15 protein-coding genes are annotated in these 20,951 nt (G+C 47.4%); 8 read left to right on the top strand and 7 right to left on the bottom strand.

What is annotated here, in order from left to right; translation table 11 throughout:
• The first annotated feature begins 165 nt into the window (after window positions 1-165).
• The 6 genes from nusA (at window position 166) to QZW47_RS10020 (ending at window position 8,717) form a co-directional block, all read left to right on the top strand.
• Complete coding sequence (gene nusA / locus QZW47_RS10045; RefSeq protein ID WP_293126647.1) at window positions 166-1,458, top strand: transcription termination factor NusA; 1,293 nt, start codon at window positions 166-168, stop codon at window positions 1,456-1,458.
• A 103-nt stretch (window positions 1,459-1,561) separates the two neighbouring features.
• Entirely contained in the window at window positions 1,562-1,876 is a 315-nt protein-coding gene (locus tag QZW47_RS10040) for a YlxR family protein (RefSeq protein ID WP_293126645.1), read from the top strand.
• 387 nt (window positions 1,877-2,263) lie between these two features.
• Entirely contained in the window at window positions 2,264-5,452 is a 3,189-nt protein-coding gene (gene infB, locus QZW47_RS10035; RefSeq protein ID WP_293126643.1) for a translation initiation factor IF-2, read from the top strand.
• Window positions 5,453-5,911: 459 nt separating this feature from the next.
• Window positions 5,912-6,652 (top strand): low-complexity tail membrane protein, encoded by a 741-nt coding sequence (locus tag QZW47_RS10030; protein ID WP_293126641.1) that lies wholly within the window; start codon window positions 5,912-5,914, stop codon window positions 6,650-6,652.
• 239 nt (window positions 6,653-6,891) lie between these two features.
• The gene (locus tag QZW47_RS10025; RefSeq protein ID WP_293126639.1) at window positions 6,892-7,116 is read left to right on the top strand and encodes a hypothetical protein; all 225 of its coding nucleotides are present in this window, start codon (window positions 6,892-6,894) and stop codon (window positions 7,114-7,116) included.
• A gap of 410 nt (window positions 7,117-7,526) precedes the next feature.
• A complete protein-coding gene (locus QZW47_RS10020; RefSeq protein WP_293126637.1) occupies window positions 7,527-8,717 on the top strand; it encodes a glycosyltransferase family 4 protein in 1,191 nt (396 codons plus the stop codon).
• Between the two features lie 273 nt (window positions 8,718-8,990).
• Here QZW47_RS10020 and QZW47_RS10015 read toward each other — a convergent pair whose 3' ends face one another.
• From QZW47_RS10015 to QZW47_RS09990, 6 genes are all read right to left on the bottom strand, one after another.
• Window positions 8,991-10,199, bottom strand: coding sequence for a DegT/DnrJ/EryC1/StrS aminotransferase family protein (locus QZW47_RS10015; protein WP_293126635.1), 1,209 nt, complete (start codon window positions 10,197-10,199; stop codon window positions 8,991-8,993).
• A 529-nt stretch (window positions 10,200-10,728) separates the two neighbouring features.
• Window positions 10,729-11,304: an alpha/beta hydrolase gene (locus QZW47_RS10010; protein WP_293126633.1), complete on the bottom strand. Its 576-nt coding sequence runs from the start codon at window positions 11,302-11,304 to the stop codon at window positions 10,729-10,731.
• 338 nt (window positions 11,305-11,642) lie between these two features.
• Window positions 11,643-11,948 carry a DUF3493 domain-containing protein gene (locus tag QZW47_RS10005; RefSeq protein ID WP_293126631.1) on the bottom strand — a complete coding sequence of 102 codons (306 nt, stop codon included), beginning with the start codon at window positions 11,946-11,948 and terminating at the stop codon, window positions 11,643-11,645.
• A 156-nt stretch (window positions 11,949-12,104) separates the two neighbouring features.
• A complete protein-coding gene (locus tag QZW47_RS10000) occupies window positions 12,105-13,337 on the bottom strand; it encodes a DUF445 family protein (RefSeq protein ID WP_293126923.1) in 1,233 nt (410 codons plus the stop codon).
• A gap of 186 nt (window positions 13,338-13,523) precedes the next feature.
• Entirely contained in the window at window positions 13,524-14,225 is a 702-nt protein-coding gene (ubiE, locus tag QZW47_RS09995; RefSeq protein WP_293126629.1) for a bifunctional demethylmenaquinone methyltransferase/2-methoxy-6-polyprenyl-1,4-benzoquinol methylase UbiE, read from the bottom strand.
• A gap of 304 nt (window positions 14,226-14,529) precedes the next feature.
• On the bottom strand, window positions 14,530-15,471 hold the full coding sequence (locus QZW47_RS09990) for a response regulator (protein WP_293126627.1): 942 nt from the start codon (window positions 15,469-15,471) through the stop codon (window positions 14,530-14,532).
• A gap of 148 nt (window positions 15,472-15,619) precedes the next feature.
• On the opposite strand from QZW47_RS09990, the gene QZW47_RS09985 reads away from it, so the two are divergent.
• Window positions 15,620-16,714 carry a RuBisCO accumulation factor 1 gene (locus QZW47_RS09985; RefSeq protein WP_293126625.1) on the top strand — a complete coding sequence of 365 codons (1,095 nt, stop codon included), beginning with the start codon at window positions 15,620-15,622 and terminating at the stop codon, window positions 16,712-16,714.
• 462 nt (window positions 16,715-17,176) lie between these two features.
• On the opposite strand, the gene QZW47_RS09980 is transcribed toward QZW47_RS09985, so the two are convergent.
• On the bottom strand, window positions 17,177-18,229 hold the full coding sequence (locus QZW47_RS09980; RefSeq protein WP_293126623.1) for a DUF4349 domain-containing protein: 1,053 nt from the start codon (window positions 18,227-18,229) through the stop codon (window positions 17,177-17,179).
• 165 nt (window positions 18,230-18,394) lie between these two features.
• On the opposite strand from QZW47_RS09980, the gene QZW47_RS09975 reads away from it, so the two are divergent.
• Entirely contained in the window at window positions 18,395-20,851 is a 2,457-nt protein-coding gene (locus tag QZW47_RS09975; protein ID WP_293126621.1) for an ATP-dependent helicase, read from the top strand.
• Window positions 20,852-20,951: the final 100 nt, after the last annotated feature.

Genomic DNA, 20,951 nt, shown 5'->3' with positions numbered 1-20,951 from the left:
TCACATCTTTAGCTGCGGGGTTTAATTGGAACAACCAATAAAGTGTTACAGCAGCCAGCTTCCCTAATTCTATCTTTGTAACTCATCAATCATCAGCCACCACTTTTTCTCAAAAATTACCGATTACCAATTACGTATTGTCAAAGCAAAAAAGGAGTGTTTTATATGTCAATGGTTCCCCTGCCCGGACTAAAAGAAATGGTCGAAGGTATTAGCAAAGAGCGAAATTTACCCAAACACGCCGTCCAAGCAGCCTTGCGAGAAGCCCTGCTCAAAGGATACGAACGCTACCGTCGCACCCAAAAACTAGACCATTTCAGCGAAGAATACTTCGACAATTTTGATGTAGAACTCGACGCAGAACAAGAAGGTTTTCGCGTTTTGGCAAACAAAACTATTGTCGAAGAAGTCACAAACCCCGATCACGAAATATCGCTTTCGGAAGTGCAAGAAGTAGCCACGGAAGCTCAACCTGGGAGCATCGTGCTCGTAGATGTAACGCCAAATCAAAAAGAATTTGGTCGCATGGCTGCGATCCAAACAAAACAAGTCCTAGCTCAAAAACTGCGCGACCAACAGCGCAAAATGATTCAAGAAGAGTTCAAAGATTTAGAAGAAACTGTGCTTCAGGCAAGAGTGCTCAGGTTTGAAAGGCAGTCGGTGATTTTAGCAGTTACTAGCAGCTTCGGTCAGCCCGAAGTAGATGCCGAACTCCCCAAGCGCGAACAGTTGCCTAACGACAATTATCGTGCCAACGCTACATTCAAGGTTTATCTCAAAAAAGTAGGCGAAGGCTCTACTAGAGGGCCGCAGTTACTTGTTTCTAGAGCAGATGCAGGTTTGGTGGTGTACCTGTTTGCTAACGAAGTACCAGAAATAGAAGACGGGGTGGTGAGGATTGTCGCCGTAGCTAGGGAGGCAAATCCGCCCTCCCGCCACGTCGGCCCCCGGACTAAAATAGCAGTTGATACTCTCGATCGCGACGTAGACCCCGTAGGAGCCTGCATCGGAGCGCGGGGATCGCGGATTCAGGTAGTAGTTAACGAATTGCGCGGCGAAAAAATAGACGTGATCCGCTGGTCACCAGACCCTGCAACCTATATTGCTAACGCTCTGAGTCCTGCTAGAGTAGACGAAGTGCGTTTGGTGGCCCCAGAAGGCAGGCGCGCTCACATCCTAGTCGCGGAAGACCAACTGAGTCTTGCCATTGGTAAAGAAGGTCAGAACGTCCGCCTCGCAGCCCGCCTGACCGGTTGGAAAATCGATATCAAAGATATTGCTAAGTACGATCGCGACGCCGAAGACAGTAAACTGGCAGCAGAAGCAACCAGGCTCGAAGAACTAGGAGGCGATGACGGCTACGCAGACGAAGCATTCGGCTACGATGGCGACGAGGAAATCGCAGAAGACGATCCCAAAGAGGAGGCCGCCGCCGACGAAACCGAAGCCCCAGTCTAGAAATTAGTCTAGAAACTGGGACATTGACAAAATTTTCTTGAGTGGAAGACAAGGAGGACTTGTCTCCCCTCGCACCCTCCCCCCTACTGTCCCTATCACTCCGATGAAACCGAACTACCGGTGCTGTGCAAGTTGTCGAAAAATAGCTCCTAAGGAAGCTTTTTGGCGAGTAGTCAGGGTCTATCCTTCTCATCAGGTACAATTAGATCGTGGTCTCGGTCGTTCCGTTTACCTCTGTCGGGAGAGTCAATGCCTCAAAGCAGCTCAGAAAAAAAATCGACTTGGGCGATCGCTCAAAGCACCTGTGTCTGACGAACTCTACCAAACACTTTGGCAGCGTTTAGCCACATCTGACTGTACATCTGACTCGGGATCGATCGGACACCAAACCGACAAGAGTTCGGTCTCAACTGTATAAACCCTCGCGGGCACCCCTACCAGTAATTATTGGTAGCGCCAGCTCTCAAACCCCGATCCGATCAGCCCACCAGTCTGGAAAGATTTGTGTCAGATTAGATAAGGGTAGGGTACTAGCAGAGGTATCCTCAAGGTGGAAAGACAAACTTTAAAGGTTGAGAAAGTGGCAGTTGCCAAAATTCAGACTAGAGAGTTGTCCGGCTCCCAAACAAACTTGAGAATTCTGCAACCGCAGACTTCAGCGAAAAGTTGTATCTTTTAGATAAAATTGCTGAGCGAGTACCAAAACCCCGATTCCTGACACTGAATCAATCACAGCGAATGATGTCGTCATTAGAACAAAAAATCAAAATGTAAAAACTGGTTGGCACAAAAGAGGGCAGAGTGGATGAACAACGGCAAAGTAAGAATTTACGAATTATCACGGGAACTAAATTTGGATAATAAAGACATCTTGGCAGTTTGCGAGCGGCTCAATATTTCAGTCAAGAGCCACAGCAGCACAATTACAGAATCAGAAGCAGAACGCATTCGCAAAACAGCGGAAAAATACGTAGCCAGCCACTCTTCCCCCGGCAAGCCAGCTCCCCCTGAAAGAGCAGCAGCGCCATCGAGAGAATCTGGCCCTCACCCTAACGACCAACAAAAAAAGCAGCAAATTTTAGAAATACGCAGTCCAAAAGTACGGCCGGCTGGTGCCTCCTCTGGGGCAGCGGGCAGCGAGGAAAACAAAAACCAGCCAGGGGCAACCGTGGCAACTCCTCCCAAATCGCCCGCAACTCAACAACTCCAGCCTCCAGCTAAACCGAATATCAATCGACCTGTACTGTCAAAGCCAACTGTCGCTGGCTCTGGGGCAGCCCCAGAAACAGTGTCGGAAAAAGTCTCGGAAACTGTAGGTGCGATCGCCCCAGCGGAAACAACCGCCGAGGCTCAAGCACCTGCGGCACCCTCGGCACCTGCGGCACCCTCGGCACCCTCGGAAAAGGCTCCGGAACGCACCCAACGCCCGCAGCCAGCACCTCCGGGCCCGTCGGCAAAACTCACGTCGCCTCCAGTTAGACCAGCATCCGAGTCGGCTAACCGCAACCCACAAACTCAGGGAAACAAACCGGTACTGAAACTAGCCAGAACCGAGCAAGAGCAATCAGAACAAACAGAAACTCAGGAAGCGCCGGCCAAACCGAGCCGCCCCAGCAGACCCGCACCGGGAGGTACGGAAGCTCGCGACGCGCAAAGACCGCGCCGGGAAGGCGCTGGCGGCCCAGTAAAAACAGCACTTGCCGATCGACCCCAGCAGGGCCCGCGCCGGAGCCTTGCTCCCGCAACATCAGCCGCCGGGCTGCGTAGTCGGGGTGGCGACACCGCATCCACCGGAGACGACGCAGACGAGGACGGAGACGATACGCCTTTGCTGGATACTCTTCTGCTTCCTAAGCCGACACTACCTCGTCCAGCCAAAAAGACCCAGGTCATTTGGGAAGAAGATGATGACGAAAACTCAGATGCTGCTAAAGCTGCCAAAAAGGTCAAGCAGGCACGTTCTCGCCTCAAACCAATTGACGAGGATGACGATGACTTAGAAAACGGCTTGGATCTGCCAGCACCAGTGACGGTAAGCCTATCTCTAGCTCGCCCTGCGAAAGCGAAGACACAAGCACCACCAAAGTCAACACCAACTCCGGGCGCACCTGGAAGCAGTGGCAAAAATAAGAGACCGGGCCCTTCTCACGATAAAAGTTCTTCTAGTTCTTCAGGCGGACGTGGCAACCGGGGCAAAACAGCGGAAGCTAAGGTAGAACGTCCTGAAAAGCTGCTGCTGAGCAGACCGATGACAGTTCAAGAATTAGCAGTTACTTTGGCGGTTCCCGAAACCGAAATTATTAAACGGTTGTTCTCTAAAGGTATTGCGGTCAACATTACCGAAACCCTGGACATTCCAGCGGTGAGAATGGTAGCCGAAGAAATGGGCGTAGAGGTAGAAACCCCAGAAAAAGTAGCTCCAGCGATCAAAGTGATCGAGATGCTGGACGAAGCAGATATGGAATACCTCCAGCGCCGTCCGCCAGTGGTAACGATTATGGGCCACGTGGATCACGGCAAAACTACTTTGCTCGACTCGATCCGCAAAACCAAGGTCGCTCAAGGAGAAGCTGGGGGGATTACCCAGCATATCGGCGCTTACCACGTGGATGTGGTACACGAAGGCAAGAGCCAGCAGGTGGTATTTTTGGATACGCCTGGTCACGAAGCCTTCACAGCAATGCGGGCTCGGGGAACGCGGGTTACGGACATCGCCATCTTGGTGGTGGCGGCGGACGACGGCGTGCGACCTCAGACAATTGAAGCTATCAGTCACGCGAAAGCGGCGAAAGTGCCAATTGTCGTGGCTATTAATAAAGTTGACAAGGAGGGTGCTCAGCCGGAACGGGTGAAGCAAGAACTCACTGAGTACGGCTTGGTTGCAGATGACTGGGGCGGCGATATCACGATGGTTCCCGTCAGCGCTATCAGAGGCGAAAACCTGGATACGCTGTTGGAAATGATTCTGACAGTCGCGGAAATGGAAGACCTCAACGCTAACCCGAACCGACCTGCTAAGGGTACTGTGATTGAAGCTCACCTCGACAAGGCAAGAGGCCCTGTAGCAACTCTGTTGGTGCAAAACGGTACTCTGCGAGTGGGCGATATTGTGGTCGCAGGCTCGGCTCTGGGTAAGGTGCGGGCAATGATCGACGATCGCGGCGATCGCGTAGAGCAAGCAACTCCATCCTTCGCGGTGGAAGTGCTCGGCTTGCGGGAAGTTCCTCGCGCCGGAGATGAGTTTGATGTCTTCGCAAACGAAAAAGAAGCAGCGGCGATCGCCGATGGAAGAGCTACATCTCAACGAGATTCCCGTCTGCTGCAAGGCGGTCGGATCAGCCTCAGTGGCTTCTCTCAACAAGCTAAGGAAGGCGTTCTTAAGGAACTCAACTTGATCTTGAAGGCAGATGTCCAAGGCTCCCTCGAAGCAATTGTCGGCGCTCTAACTCAACTTCCTCAAAAAGAAGTTCAACTCCGACTGCTGCTATCTGCTCCAGGGGAAATCACAGAAACGGATATTGACCTGGCTGCAGCAAGTAATGCTGTGATTATCGGGTTCAATACTACTCTCGCCAGCGGCGCTCGCCAAGCGGCCGACCAAGCGGGCGTAGACGTGCGGGAATACAGCATTATCTACAATCTCTTGGATGATATTCAAGGGGCGATGGAAGGTCTGCTGGAACCCGAACTGGTGGAAGAACCTCTGGGTCAGGTGGAAGTGCGTGCTGTCTTCGCGATCGGTCGTGGGGCTGTCGCTGGATGTATGGTACTCTCTGGCAAAGTCATCCGTAACTGTAAGGTGCGGGTGCGCCGGGGTAACAATGTAGTTTACGAAGGTGTCCTCGACTCCCTCAAACGGATGAAGGAAGATGCCAAGGAAGTCAATACTGGCTTTGAATGCGGTATTTCCTTGAGCGGGTTTAGCGACTGGGCGGATGGCGATATTATTGAAGCCTACCGTATGGTTACTAAGCGTCGCACGTTATCTCAATAGTTTTGAGTTGTGAGTGTTGAGTTGGAAGAGAATTTTTGAGTGGCAGGTAACTAAAATGCCGATCGCCCGACACTATTCTCTTCACTCAATACTCCGACATTTGGCAGGAAAGCAGTTGACAGTTGACAGTTGACAGTTGATAGTTGACAGTTGACAGTTGACAGTTGACAGTTGACAGTTGACAGGAAAGCAGTTGACAGTTGACAGTTGACAGGAAAGCAGTTGACAGTTGACAGGAAAGCAGAATGAACTTCCTAATCGTCTTTACCTTTGCTTAAAATTTAAAATTTGCTCGCTCCAATAAGAATTACCGAAAGAAACCCAATTTTCTGCTCGTAAGTCTTTGGTTTTACAGCTAAATATTTACTCCTCGCATCCGGTTTATGGGTCAAGAGTGCATCCAAAAATCTCAATATTCAAAATTCAAAACTCCTAATTCAAAACTAATCATTAATTAAAGTGCGTTCTTTTTGGTCAGAGCCTTTCTTGTGGATTCACCTTTCTGGAGCGGCTGCATTGCCGATTTTCCTCGGATTGTGCTTGCTGGGACTCGCTGTGGGTTCTCCCATGCTCCCTGTCTGGTTAGAAGTGTTTTTAGTGGCTGTAGCAGGTATTGCTCCTGTGCTGTGGATGCAGTGGTTCCGCCCTTTTTACATTTTTAGTATTTTAGTTGTGGCGCTGAAACCGCAGAATTTAACTTCTGTGCAGCAGCAGATTATGAGTCGGTTTAAAACTAAATTAAATCAAGGAATCGCTCTTTTTATTCCTGTTTTGTTGGCAGTAATTTTGTGGCAGCTATATCGATTTGCTCCTCTCGCTGCTGGGGTGGCTCCGTTTCCTCCTTCTTGGCGGTGGGCTGGATTGTTGTTGGCAACTTCTGCTTTTTTAGCTAGTAATTTGTTTTTGCAGGTGTCTGCTAGTGTCGTGGCTGTTTTGCTAACGCCGGAATCGGAATTTGCAGCTACCAAGCCTTATGCTTTAGACAAAATTCGGCATGATTTTACGATCGCACCTTGGCTAGTCGATCGACTTTTGCCAGCTTTCGCAGCCGAGAAGACAACTGCTGCGGAGCCTGCATCGGTGGAGTCAATTAACCCTGCATTCCCGATGGAGAATTCGTCAGCCACGAGTATTGTCAGCCCAGAACCTGCTGACACCAACGGTGCTACACCCCTACCCGAGCAGTCGGTGGAAAAGTGAAATAAAAAATTAAAAGTTAGATAATTGTAGTTTAAGCTACTTTAGTTTGAACATATGTATGCAATAAAAAAATCGGTAATGCTTCTGGTCTGATTGAGATTATTAATAGTCTTAATATTTAATTTTAAATCCCAGGTTCTCGATATTTATATTGGCTATTTGGAAAGAAGAATCTATAATAGAAAGTGTCAAGGTAAGCTTTCAATCCTTACAGGGGATTAAAACAGAGGTATAAAAATATGGCGAATTATCTACCGATCGCACAAGAACCTCAAGCGGCAGAGCCAATCGAGCTGTGCGAAGATTCTGAAATCTGGGACAGTCTCAAATCGGCGATCGGCGCAAGTTCAGGATTTCAACGCTGGCAGCTCGAACTCAATTTTGAGAATCAGCAGCAAAATGCCACCATAGATCAGCAGGTGCGCTCCTATCTGCGCGAAACGTTAGAAACTTTGGCTTACTGAGCGCCCTCAAACCAAATATTGTCACGGTTTGTGAATTTTACAGCCCAATTCTGCTGGCATCCCCTCCAATATGCTAAGTGAGTGGCGAAAGTGAGTGCAGAGCGCAACTTCCTACATCAAATTGCAGGGGACAGTATTTCTACTTATTAAATAGCAATTAATTCCCGCATCCTACCCGCAACAGACACTCAGAAAAATTAACTCAAAATCAGCTCCAAATCCCCAATACAAAGCGAATCAACCGCGAGATATTGACGCGTCTGCGGTCTAAACTCTATATAATAGGATAGATGCAAAATAAAATTAACAGTGCTGGAGTGGCGGTAGATCGAACTGTCCAAATCCACCTGATTGCAAATGTTTTGCACTGTATGTCTTAATTTAATACTATACAACCAGAGCTTAGGAAGATGCGTTTAGTCATAGTTCAGTATGCGGGCGATTACGCCGAAGCTTTCGAGCGCTTAGCTGGAGGCGGAAGCGAAAACTACTACGCTCAAAAATATTCTGTTGATGCCGTTACCGAGATGGCAAAACGATCGGAGTCAGTAACGGTTATTTGCTGCATAGCGCCAAAATTTGAAAATAAGGTTCTAGAAAACGGCGTGCGGGCGATATCTTGCGGATTCAATGACAAAATAGATTCCCAAAAATTGATCGAGTTAATTGCCGAGCAAAATCCGACTCATTTAGTGATGCGGACAATTATTCCAGATGTTTTTAAGTGGGCAATCAAACGTAAAATTAGAACCCTCGCTGTATTTGCAGAATCTATTGGTAACGCTACTTGGCGCAATAAATTTAACAACTACTTTCTCGCTAAGTTGTTGAATAACAAGCAAATAGAATGGGTGGGAACTTACGGAATTACTTCATCTTTATTGTTTAAAAACATTGGAGTCAACCCGGATAAAATAATTCCTTGGGACTTTCTTTTAGATAGCGATCCCGGTTCTCTGGCACCGAAACAAATACATCCAAATGTCAAGAATTTGAAATTATTTTATGCTGGTTTGTTAGTAGAAAGTAAGGGAGTTGGCGATATCTTAGAGGCAGTAGCAAAATTAAAAGAGCGCCATATATCAGTTGAGTTAAAAATGGCAGGAAAAGGAGAAGAAAAGTTTTTTGCGCGCCGAGTAGAAGAGTTACAAATTAAAGATTCTGTACAATTTCTGGGAATGGTGCCAACTCAGACTTTAGAACCTTTAATGAGAGAATCCGATCTCGTTTTAGTTACTAGCAGGCACGAATATCCCGAAGGATTTCCCCTCACTATTCAGCACGCTTTGCGTACTAGAACACCGATAGTAGCTTCGGATCACCCGATGTTTAAAACCCACTTGAAGCACGGCGTTAACTCCATGATTTTTGAGGCTGGGAACTCTCTGGCTTTAGCAGAATGTATGGAAAAATTAATCGATGACACAGCGCTTTACCACAATATTTCTGTGGCTTCTCACTCAACCTGGCATCAGTTGCGCCTGCCTGTCAAATGGGCCCAATTGATCGATCGCTGGCTGGATGATACCCCTGAAAGCAAACAGTGGTTGTTTGAACAACGGCTGGCTTCTGAATACTACAATCCAAAATCTCGCCCATAACTAAGACAACCCTTCGCGGGTGCAGGCAGAAAATGCCTGGGATGTGTTTGGACGAGGCTGAATTCATCACGTTGCACAGGCGATGTGAAATTGATTAAAATAACCCCTAACTGCTGGCCGCGAGCGAATCAGTTAGGGGTTATTTTAATGTTGATACCAGTTTATAAACAGGATGCAACTGTAGAGAATATCTAAACGATTATCCAGTAAGTCATTCCCAATTCTTTAATCTTCAATGCGAAAACAGAAAATGGGATGACTTGATGGAAAACTTTAGCCTGCGGTTGCTAAAACAGGATTTTTAGCTTTGCCGATCGCCAAACACTTTGTAACACCAGCAATTACATCTTCCACATCTGCATCGGTTAATTTTGCCGAAATTGGCAAACTAATTGTGTGCATTCCGATGTAGCGAGCATTCGGATAGTCTTCGGGCTGCCATCCAAACATTTCTTGGTACACAGGATGTTCGGCCAGACTCATGTAATGTACGCCCACACCGATATTTTCAGCATTGATAGCGTTGAGAAACTCATCGCGGCTGATGCCTGTTTTGGCTTCATCTACCAGAATGGTGTACAGGTGATAACCGTGAATTGTATCAGGTTCGGGGTTGGCGGGCAAAGTAATCGGGAGATCCGCAAAGGCTTCGTTGTAGCGCTGCCAAATTTGCTCCCGGCGCTGCCAATAGGGGGCGACTTGTTTGAGTTGATGAATGCCGATCGCAGCTTGCAGATCCATCATATTGTATTTAAAACCGACTTCCACGACTTGATAGTGCTTGTAGCCCGAGTCACCGAAGCGCTTCCAAGCATCTTTGCTCATACCGTGGAGCGCTAAAATTTTGAGCCTGTCAGCGTCTGCTTGAGCGCGAGCCAGAATCATGCCTCCTTCACCTGTAGTGATGTTTTTGGTGACATAAAAGCTGAAGCATCCGAAGTCGCCAAATGTGCCTGCTTTCTTTCCCTTGTACTCGGTTTCGATCGCGTGAGCGCAGTCTTCAATTAACTTCAAATTGTGACGGCTAGCCATCGAACACAGCGCATCCATATCGCAGGGACGGCCCGCAAAGTGAACCGGTAAAATTGCTTTAGTTTTGGAAGTTATTTTAGCTTCCACTTGAGCCGGATCAATATTCATTGTTACCGGATCGACATCTGCCAGTACCGGTGTTGCTCCGGCGTGGACGATCGCATTAACTGTAGCGCAAAAAGTCATCGGAGTAGTAATGACTTCATCTCCTGGTTTTAACGAAGCAGCGAGGATGCTCAAGTGCAGTGCCGCCGTACAGGAATTAACTGCTATCGCATACTCGGAACCCTTATAAGCTTTGAAGTCATTCTCAAAAGTCATGACTTTCGGGCCTGTACCCAACCAACCTGTTTTCATGGTTGACACCACTTCTTGAATTTCAGCATCTTCGATCGCCGGAGCGCCGAACACCAAGAAACGGTCTTTTGAACGAGTAGGATTGTTGTTCATGTTGCTAGTGTTACCCAGTTAATAGAGTCGAGCGAGTGAAAGTGTACTACCCTGACCAGTATGATTTTATGTCAACGATTTGAGGTGCTGTTCATTAATCCAGTCTCTCGGCGCTTGTGTTTTCAACTTTTGAAAGTCAAGAGTTTTGGGGAATACGTTGTAAAGGGCATCTGTCTTAGCACGAGCTTACTAATGACGGGCCGTTTTTGGGCAATTGCCCGACTCTGACAGCGTTTCTCTATCTTAAGACAGATAATCTGCATTGTCCACCCGATATTATTTCAGTTTATGGGCGATACAGAAACACTTACCCGCATTTTTTTAAGTTAAATACTTCGATCGGTAAAAATACGGATATTTTTTGATTTTTTTTGTCATACCTCGAATATTTATCCCGAGACTTCTGGGACAGCCAAGTTAAAATGCGGCAAATTTTTCACAAACAAAATCTGACTGGGCCGTCATTGATGCAGGTTGAGAAACATTCACACGGGCGATCGCACAAATCAACCATCCCCGACAAAATGCCCTACAATCTGGGCACGCGAATCTTGTTGAGAATGTCTTGCAGCCGTTCGGCAACGCCACCAAATTGTTCAGACAGAGCTACAAGTTTACCGTAAGCTTCAACTAAGCGATCGCCCTCAACATCAACCTCAGCAGCCGGATAATTCTTCATCGCTTCCAGCAGAGTAATCTCGTTATCATTAGTTGCAGATAGTACCAAAGCCTCGCGCAGCGCTTCTCGATTTGCTTGGACAGAAGGAGTGCGAATTACCTGACCCACCTCATCGAGAATGATTTCTCCCAGCTTGCTGTTGAGCGTTTCATTCACAAACCTTTGACTGACTTTCACCGGTCTGGTCAAACTCCTGCGAATTGCTTCCGGGTCTTTTTTAGCCTGGGACAGCAGCATTTCTAATCCGGGCGACATTTTCCCAGTTTGTGCAAAAATTTCTAATTCGCTGACGGGTAAAGTCACGCGGATCGCGCTGTATTTGAGCACCACCTTTTCGGCAGCCACCGCAGCACTGCTATAAAATACAATTCCCGCCGTTGCTGCCAAAAATAACGTCCACGGCCTTTTCAAGAATAACAAGTTCACAGTCAAGCCTCCCAACATCTGTTGTTTCTACTTAGACTTTGACACATTTGGTAACGTGCAGCTCCTAGCATAATGCCCTGCACCAGCTCTTCTATAAATGAAGGCTGGTGCAGGGCTTAAATTTATTTAATATGTTTAGGGTCTTTATGAAAGCTGACCCCAATTGAACGAACAGCAGGCAGTTTATGATTAGGGTCTTTAAATTTGCTGACCCCAGTTCAACCCACTTACTTATAATGACAGGGATCGATGGCAAACCAGGATTTCGTAATAATTTCTTTATAATTATAACTTTTCCTTGCCTGAGATATCTTTTTATGTAAATTTGTAAAGCTTTGTTACTTGGACTTCGGGGCTCGGGCTGCGGCGCGCTGCTCCAGGCGAAACAGGAACACCATCAGAGCGACGACTCCGACTTGGAGGGCAAAATTGGGCAAAGCAGAGCCAATTTCGCGGCCCGAGGCAATTTTAGCCAAGAAAACCACGCCGCCAATAAAACCCGAAGCACCGCAAGCTACGTAAACAAACTGTCGCAGAGGCCGGTAGGGAGCGGCCATTTCTGCGGTTAAACGCTCGTATTGTTGGCGGCTGAGGTTGCGTGGGTTTTTTGGGGTGGTGCGATCGTCCGAATTGGGAAATGGCATAAATTTAAGCAATCAGTAAATTAGGATAGGGCAAAAAAAATCGGGTTTCTGGGAAAAATCCTCGGGATCAGGCGGTACATACAGCCCAAAAACCTGGTTTTTGGTACTGTCGGCAAGTTGGGAGTACAACCAATATGTCACAACTGCCGAAATAAATCACCGCTGGAGCAAAAGCACCACAGTTTGCAAACAGCCGACAAAAACGCCCAAAATTCCACCTAAATTGACAATTCCCTGCAACTCGCTTTTGACAATTCCTTGAATTGCGAGCTCTAAATCTTCGGGAGAAGTGCCTTTGACTCGATCGACAATTACCTGGTCGATATTCAAAATCGGGATCGCCTGAGCTACAATACTTTCTAAATCGCGCTCCAGATACCGATCCAACACCAAAGCCAATTCTTTGCTGACAATTTCCAGGGAAGCACTCATCACCGATGAAGTTTGCAATCGATTCAGCAGCAACCGCGAAATATTTTCCCAGTCAATAGATTTGCTCAAGCCCTCAAGTACCTCTGTACCGCGCTGTTGAACGTAGGTGCGAACGCTGTCGCGCATGGTTTTTCGCAACTGTCTCACCGTCGAAACCGGTAAGTTTTGCATCGACAAGTTTTGCAGCCATTCTTGAAGGCGCCCGCGTATTCCCAAAGAAACAGTTAATTCTGCTAACCGCTGATTTGTGACTTGTCTGTCATCGAGACAAAAAGTCCGCAGCCGAGTTAAAGTGTTACGCAAACCAAACAAATTTGCTACTACCCAATACGTGCCGCTGGTTTTTTCTCGAAACCCTTCATCGATAATCGAAATATTGCGATCGGTCAAAAAGTCAATCAGAGCCTGTCGCAGCACTTCCGGCGGTATTACTATCTGCAACAGCCAATCAGCCAACTGACCAGCCTGAGCTTCTGTTAACTGAATTTCCAGCAAAACTTGGTCAAAAATTTGATTGAGCTGAGCTTCTAAAAAATCTTCCCGGCGCGCCAAAACTTTGAGAATTCGCGGCACCGATTCCCCCAGCAAATCTCGCAGAATATTAGCCAGAATTTTAGCAGTTTTTTGCTCTGTGTCTGCTTTTACCTGATCGAGCGCCAACTGCAACAGCCAGAGAATTACCGACTGCATCCGCTCGGTTTGGAGGAGGCGCCGCGCCAGATTTTGCAGTTCTTCAGGTGTCAGCAGCGAACCCATAATTGTGTCGGAAATGCGCTTGGCCAAGCGCTCTTGGTTCCGGGGGATCAAGCCGGGAGTGAAAGGCAACTGCCGCCCTTTGATATAAATGGCTCGATAGGGGCGGAACAGCATTTTGATAGCTATATCGTTAGTGAAATAGCCAATAATTCCTCCCACTACAGGCGGGGCTAACAACAGCCAAATGTCAGACGGGTTCATCAATAATTGGGGAATTGGGAATTGGGAATTGGGCATGGGGCAAACAGGCCAAACAGGGTATTGGCCAAACAGGCCAAACAGGGTAATTGGGTAATGGGTAATAGTTAGTGGTTACTTGTTAGTGATTTTTCTAATAACCAATGCCCAATGCCCAATGCCCAATGCCCAATGCCCAATGCCCAATGACTAATGACTAATGACCAATACTCCCATCATAGCTCCAGCAATGGGATAGTGGGTGGCGGTGGCAAATCCGGCTTGGTGGGCGATCGCGACTTGCTCTTTGCCGATCGGGAATTTTTCTAAACTAGGATTAATGTAGGCATATTCTTGAGTCATGCCAAATTGCTGAGCCACGGGAACGACAAGAGTATCTAGATAAAACTCTTGAAAGCTCCGCATCAGGGAATTGCTGGGGCGGTGGAGGTCGAGAATAGCGGCTGTTGCGCCCGGTTTGAGTACGCGGTGCACTTCCTGAAGACTGCGGGGGATGTCCGTCACGTTGCGTAAACCGTAACCCATGGTGGCGCAGTCGAAGTAATTATCGGCAAAAGGCAAGTTTAGGGCGTCAGCTTCTACCCAAGAAATCGAACTAGAAGGGGTGAGAAAAGGTCGATCGCGCTTAGCTGCAACCGCCAATTGTTCGGCGGAAAAATCCACTCCAAATACGCAACCGGTAGGCCCTGCTTGTTTTGCCAGCAACAATGCTATATCCCCACTGCCGCAACACAAATCTAAGCAAGTATTTCCGGGGGCGGCACCGCTCCATTTCACTGCCATTTGCTTCCAAATCCGGTGCTGCCCCAAGCTCAACCAGTCATTCATTTGGTTGTAAACTGGTGCAATTCGATTAAATATAGTTTTAATTTGTTCTGAGTTATTAGTCATTAGTAATTAGTCATTAGTAATTGGTCAGTTGTCATTGGTCAGTTGTCATTGGTCAGTTGTCAGTTGTCAGTTGTCAGTTGTCATTGGCGAACAATAATTAATTCGTCCATTCATGTCATGCTGTCGCCAGCCATTAATGCTGTCTTATTTATTATCTATGGGTTATCTTTTGTCTTGAATCATGGGTTTGCTATCATTTTCGACTCTCGACAGAGAGCCGACTGATGACTGATGACGGCAGGACTGATGACGGCAGGACCGATGACTAATGACTAATGACTAATGACTAATGACTAATGACTAATCACCCTTGAAAACTCGTCAATACCAGAGCCACTTGTTGAGCGGCGAGGTGAACTGTTGTTAGTTCGTCGGGCCGCAGGGAGCAAGGTTGGTTCCACTGGATGGACATCAGGGCGAGCGATCGACCGTTGTGAATTACCGGCACGGTTAGGTGAGCTTGAATGCCTGATTTTTGATAGTGTGGCAGGGTGGCGAGGGCTGTGTCGCCAGCAATATTCACAGCACCCTGAATAGTTTGAGATGCGATTGCTTCTCGCGCCAGAGGGTCATCCGCCAGCCAATTTTCCACAGTTTTGCCGCTGGTGTGACTGCCTTGGGCTGGCATTAAAATATTTTCTTGCACAATTTGCAAAATGCAAGCGTCGGCCAAAAAATTATCGCTCACAGCAGTAGCAATTGGCTCTAAACTTGCTTCTGCACTCGGATAATCCACAGCCGTTTGCATGATGGTTGCTAACAGTTGTATTTGATTTTGGGCGCGGTGCAATTCCTCAGTCCGCTGCTTGAGAACTTCATAAGTCTCGGCAGCCTTTTGCACCACCATTTTCAATTCGTTAGGGTCCCAAGGCTTGGTGATATACTTGTAAACTTGTCCGGAGTTAATGGCATCCACCAAGTCTTCAATATCCGTAAAACCAGTCAAAATAATTCTGACCGTATTCGGGAATTGCGGGACGGTTTTGCTGAGAAACTCGGTTCCCTTCATTTCCGGCATTCGCTGGTCGGAAATGATGACGGCGACCTCGCCCTCGATGCCGAGGACTTCCAAGGCACGAATCCCGCTCTCAGCTTTGAGCACGTTAAAATCTCGTCGGAAAGTGCGGTAGAGTAAATCCAGATTGTCTGGTTCATCGTCTACTACCAGCATTTTGGGTTTTTTTGGTCTGTGTAGGGTCATGAGCTGGCGTTTAATGTGATCGAGCTCTGGAATGGCATTATCCATAACAATACGATAAACTCCCCTTTGTAAGTTTAGGCGAGCAACTATTCTGTAACAATAATCTCATACTTCCCTTGCTATCGCTCTGTCGCGATACGAACCTTCGTAGTATCCAATTATACATAGATTAACGCTAGTTTTTGATTCAATTATGACTGATACACCGCAAGATTTTTCTCCTCCTGCACCTGCACCCTCGGCTAATGCTGTGGATGTCGAAAAGTTAATTCGATCGCTCCGCCGCAAAGAAGGCACTTGGGTAGAGTGGGGACAAGCCTGCACGGCGCTGCTGCAAGCAGGCTGCAATTCTCAGGAGATTTTTGAACAAACTGGTTTTGAGCCTATTCAGCAAAATCAGGTCAGCGTCGCAGCCCAAGTTTACACCAGCATGGTCAATGGTGGTGCTTCGGAGGAAGTTCGATCGCACTTCACGCGCAAAGGTAGTGATATTTTATACGAATTTCGCATACTCTCACAAACAGATCGTGCCGGTGCAGCAGCTTTGATGCTGGCCCACAATTTGGATGTTGACGACGCCCGCCAAGTTGCTAAAGCGATGAAAGAGTTTTCGCACTTCGGGAGTCTGCCGCAAGGATTCACAGACACTCCCGGGGATGCTGTAGCTTACCAGTGCTGGCAGTTGGCGAGACAGAAAAGCGATTTGCAAGAGCGATCGCGCTTAATTGCTCGCGGTTTAAAATTAGCTAGCAGCCAAACCGCTAGGGCGCAAATCGAGCAGTTGCTGGTCGATTTTACCGTAGTTCCGAGGCAGGAAGCTCCCCGCTTACCAGTTTATCGGCTCGATACCGAGGAACAACTACCTCGGATTGTCCCGGTTGTAGGCAAACTGCCGCTTTCTACGTCAGACTTGCTGGCAGTGCCTTTGCCGGAAGAAATCGGGCAGTTCCGCATGGTAAAATTTTCCGGAGCCGGAGCTTGGGTGGCGATTCCGGGATGGCAGGTAATTTTGAACGCCGCAGATCCGGTGGCGGTTTTGGAAATGAGCGATCGACTGCCGGTACCGCTGCAAGGTAAAGTCGAAGAAGTTTTGATTATTACCGATCGCGCCCAAAGACAGTGGGATGCTGACAGTTATTTCCTCGCCGATAACGCGGGAAATTTAGAATTGCACTGGTTTGAAACAGCACCACAGTTGTCAATTTTGGGGCGAGTTGTTTTGGTGATGCGTCCGAAGAAGATTGTGGACGAAGATTATACCAAAGATGGATGGCAAATTGATGATTAGACAGTTGACAGTTGACAGTTGACAGCTTGCGCTGAGCGACTTGCCCCGAGCGAAGTCGAGGGGAGTCGAAGAGTTGACAGTTGACAGTTGACAGCTTGCGCTGAGCGACTTGCCCCGAGCGAAGTCGAGGGGAGTCGAAGAGTTGACAGTTGACTGTTGACTGTTGACTGTTGACTGTTGTGATTAGTAGGGTGCGTCGCCATCGAAAATCCCTAAACAAAGATCGACAATCTCATGGCGACGCACCTTATACCATTTTTGATTGGCGATTTTCAATTGGAAATGACATCAAGTGCGATCGATCTAAAATTGGTTCGTAGTGCGTCCTGGCGTCCGCAGCCAAGCAAGCGGACGCCAGGACGCACTACGAACAGTTGTCAGTAGGCTACGACATCTAATGACAACTGTCAACTCTTCGACTCCCCTCGACTTCGCTCGGGGCAAGTCGCTCAGCGCAAGCTGTCAACTGTCAACTGTCATAGGCGGTTTCGGTTCTGAAATTTTCGGAACAGAATGCTGTTTCTTAAATCGAATAACACCGTAAGTCGCAGCCCCAATTACTAAGAAATAAGGACTATAAGCCAACAGCCAAATAGCTGAAGCAAACAAACCGAGAGTTAATTCGCTCACAGAATGAGTGGCTTTTCCCCAAGTTTCCTGCGCCCGCAAACCGAGAGAAGGTTCGGGATCTTGCTGGGCTGAGACTGCTGCTTCTAGGGTTAAGCTAATGGTAGAATAGGCTACTTGATTCCGCAAACTTTTTAACTGAGCGTCGATGCGCTCGATCGACTCCCGAATATTGCTCAACTGTTCAGAAGCCTTGAGCACGTCGCCCACAGAGCCGGAGCGATCCATAATTTTTAACACAACTTCCTCGGATTTGCGGAGGTTGCGTAGCCTCGCCTCGCTGTCAACTAATTGCTCGCTAACATCCTCAGCGGTAAGCCCTCGATTTTCCACACTTCCGAGTTTTGCTAAAGCATCTAAAGTAGTTTCTAACTTTTCTTGAGGGACGCGAATCTGCACCGTTGCAGTTTGGCGTACACTAGAATCAGGCGGCTTTTGGTTTTGGAAAGCCAAGATATCGCCTCGCTGTTTTTTGACAATATCGGTAACAGATTTAGTGCTGCTGTCAATTGATTTAACAACTAAACTGAGTTCGGCTTTTTTAATCAGTTGGGGAGCAGTTGCTGGACTTTCTGCGGCTGTTTTTTTTGCGGTGTCAGCAGCAACTTTTGCATCTGCATTTGCGGGTTTGCTTATAGGTGCGGGTGCAGATTGTGGAGCCGATGCGACTACTTGCTTTTCACTGCTGCGGGATGAAGCAAAACGGTTTGTGGAGCCAGCAGCGGCTGGATTTTCTCCGCTGGTGCTTCCCGGTGGTGGGGCTCCGCAGCTTGGTAACGCAATGGCGGAGGATAAAGTTAATAATGCTACCACCGCAAAGCGAATTTTGCTGTTGTTGGCTGGGTTTGGCTGGTGTGGCCCGAAATTGGTTTTGAGGTGAGTTTTCATTGGGGATTTTTCCTGTAAAAAGGTTTGGGTATTGGATTTTATGCTGGTTTTAATCTAAGCTCAGATAGATAAGGTTTGTTGAGCGGATACGGAAATTGAAACGGTAGAGGTTAATTTTTTTTTATTTTTAACCGCAGATGAACGCAGATAAACGCGGATGGAATCATGACTGATGAATTTGATCCTGATTTTAGTCGATCGACTGCCGAGATCGATCGCCCGAACAGCACTTTCTCCGAGTTAGAGCCGGCCGCCCTTTTGGCTGCTGCTTGCGGTAAAATTCGCGACAGCTTGCGTAAGGGCCAGCACGAGATGGCAGATTGGGCGGGCGGGCCCCTTGCGGTTTCGGCGGTTCCAGGGGCCGGGAAGTCTACGGGAATGGCTGCTGCGTCGGCAATTGCGATCGCCCGCAACCGACTGCACAACCGCCGCCAGTTAATTGTGGTGACGTTTACGCGATCGGCTGCTGCTAATATTAAAGCTAAAATTCGTCAAAGATTGGCAGAATTGTCTTTATCTCAAGGCGGTTTTGCTGTGCACACTTTGCACGGTTTAGCTTTAAATATTGCGATGCGCCATCCCGACTTATCGGGTTTAAATCTCGAAAATTCGACATTAGTCAATACCACTCAAAGTCATCGTTTAATTCGCACTTGTGTAGAACTTTGGATCGGAGAAAATCCGCGCCGATATCAAGTTTTGTTAGAAGGACAGCAATTTGATGGAGAAGAAACAGAGAGATTGCGCCGACAATCGGTTTTGCGGACAGAGATTTTGCCGCAGTTAGCTAAAACTGTGATTCACGAAGCAAAATCTTCGGGTTTATCGCCCGAAGAGTTGTTAGAAATGGGCAATATTGATTCTAGAGACGACTATGAAATTTTAGCCGTAGCTGGCGGTTTATATCAAAAATATCAGGCTTTGTTGAGAAGTCGGGAATTCATCGATTACGACGAAATGATTTTAGCAGCTTTGCGGGTGTTGGACAATCCGAAGGCTAGGGCGATCGAGCAAAAACAAGTATTTGCGGTTTTCGAGGACGAAGCCCAGGATTCTACACCTTTGCAGACTAAGCTTTTGAAAATATTAGCTAGCGAAACCGACAGTCCTAACTCACTGGAAAATTTTATCAGAGTTGGCGACCCAAATCAAGCAATTAACTCAACATTCACTCCCGCCGATCCGATTTATTTTCGGAAATTTTGCGAAGATTGCCAAATTGAAAATAAGTTAGCAACGATGGACGGTGCAGGCCGCAGCACCCAGGTAATAATCGATGCAGCTAACTTTATGTTGCAATGGGTAAATAGCTCAGAATTAGCAGGAACCGAACAGCCTTTTCGAGACCAAACAATTAAGCCAGTTCCTAGTGATGACCCACAGCAAAATGCTAATCCCGCTCCGATCGGGATTGGATTAGAATTGCATACTCCCCGCGATATTTACCATACAGTTGAGTTGATTGGTAAGCGGGTAATTGAGTTGGTAGAGGAATTTTTACCTGCGGATTTTGAATGGGAAAGTTACCAGCAAAATCAGGAATCTGGCGGTGAAGCCAGTGATGAAGACAATCGCGCCAAATTGCCATTAGAAAATCTCAAATCGATGGCAGTTTTGGTACGAGAAAACAAACAAGGCAAGTTTATCAAAGAAGTCCTGGAAAATCCGCGAAAACACGGATTGAGCTGTGATTTGCGGAAATACGGGATTAAAATTGAGGATGTGGGAGAACGCGACAGACATTCTCAAGTACCTTGGGAAATATTAACACTGCTGCAATTTCTCGATCGCCCGCACTCACCAGACTACCTAAAAGCAGCCTTAAAGATTTTGAGCGATCGACAACTCATCCCCAAACAAGACTACAATACCTTTGCAACCAGCCCCGAACAATTCCTGTATCCAGGCCCCCTAGACCCGCAGCAGTCAGAACCAGTTCGCAAATGCCGTTATTTTTGCTGCGGTTTGCTGCAAGCACGCTTAGAGTTACCGCCCTACCAAATCATCTCATTCTTAGCCTTAGCGCTGCAATACGACCAAACAGAATTAGCCACCGCCGACAAATTAGCAGAACGAGTAGCAATCCAAACCGCCGGTAACAATTCAATGAGTAATATTTTGTCAGTGCTCAGCGAAATAGTCAGTTCCGAAAGATTTGAACCCGTGGATGCAGACGACAAAATAGAAGAACGCTACACCAGCAAAGGTCAACTCACAATTATTACCATGCACAAAGCCAAAGGATTAGATTGGGATTGCGTATTTTTGCCATTTTTGCACGACCAAACCATCCCCGGAAGTTTGCGAGTTTTGCCACAAACTAGATTTCTCGGAGATTTCACCTTAGCCGAAGTAGCAAGAGCGCAAATTCGAGCGAGTTTGCACGAAAAATATCCATTACCAAATCTCGGCGAAGCCTGGGAACAAGCAGGTTATTTGAAAACAGCAGAAGAGTTTCGATTGCTGTATGTAGCCATGACAAGAGCAAAAAGCTTGCTGTGGATGGCCGCCGAGAAGAAAGGGCCTTTTACTTGGAACAAACCGGAGAATTTGCAAGAGCAAAAACCTTGTCCAGTAATGCCTGTTTTAAAACAGCAATTTCCGGGAAACGTGATATTGTAAAAATAGCGACGAGTTACTATAACCTATTTATAAAACTCCCCCTCACCTCTCTTCTCTTCTCTCTATCTTGTCTTCCTCCGCGCCCTCTGCGCCCTCTGCG

Origin of the sequence: Microcoleus sp. bin38.metabat.b11b12b14.051, assembly GCF_013299165.1 — a bacterium.
GTDB lineage: Bacteria > Cyanobacteriota > Cyanobacteriia > Cyanobacteriales > Microcoleaceae > Microcoleus.
The sequence above is the reverse complement of the archived record's forward strand: the minus strand, read 5'-3'. Positions and strand labels throughout refer to the sequence as shown.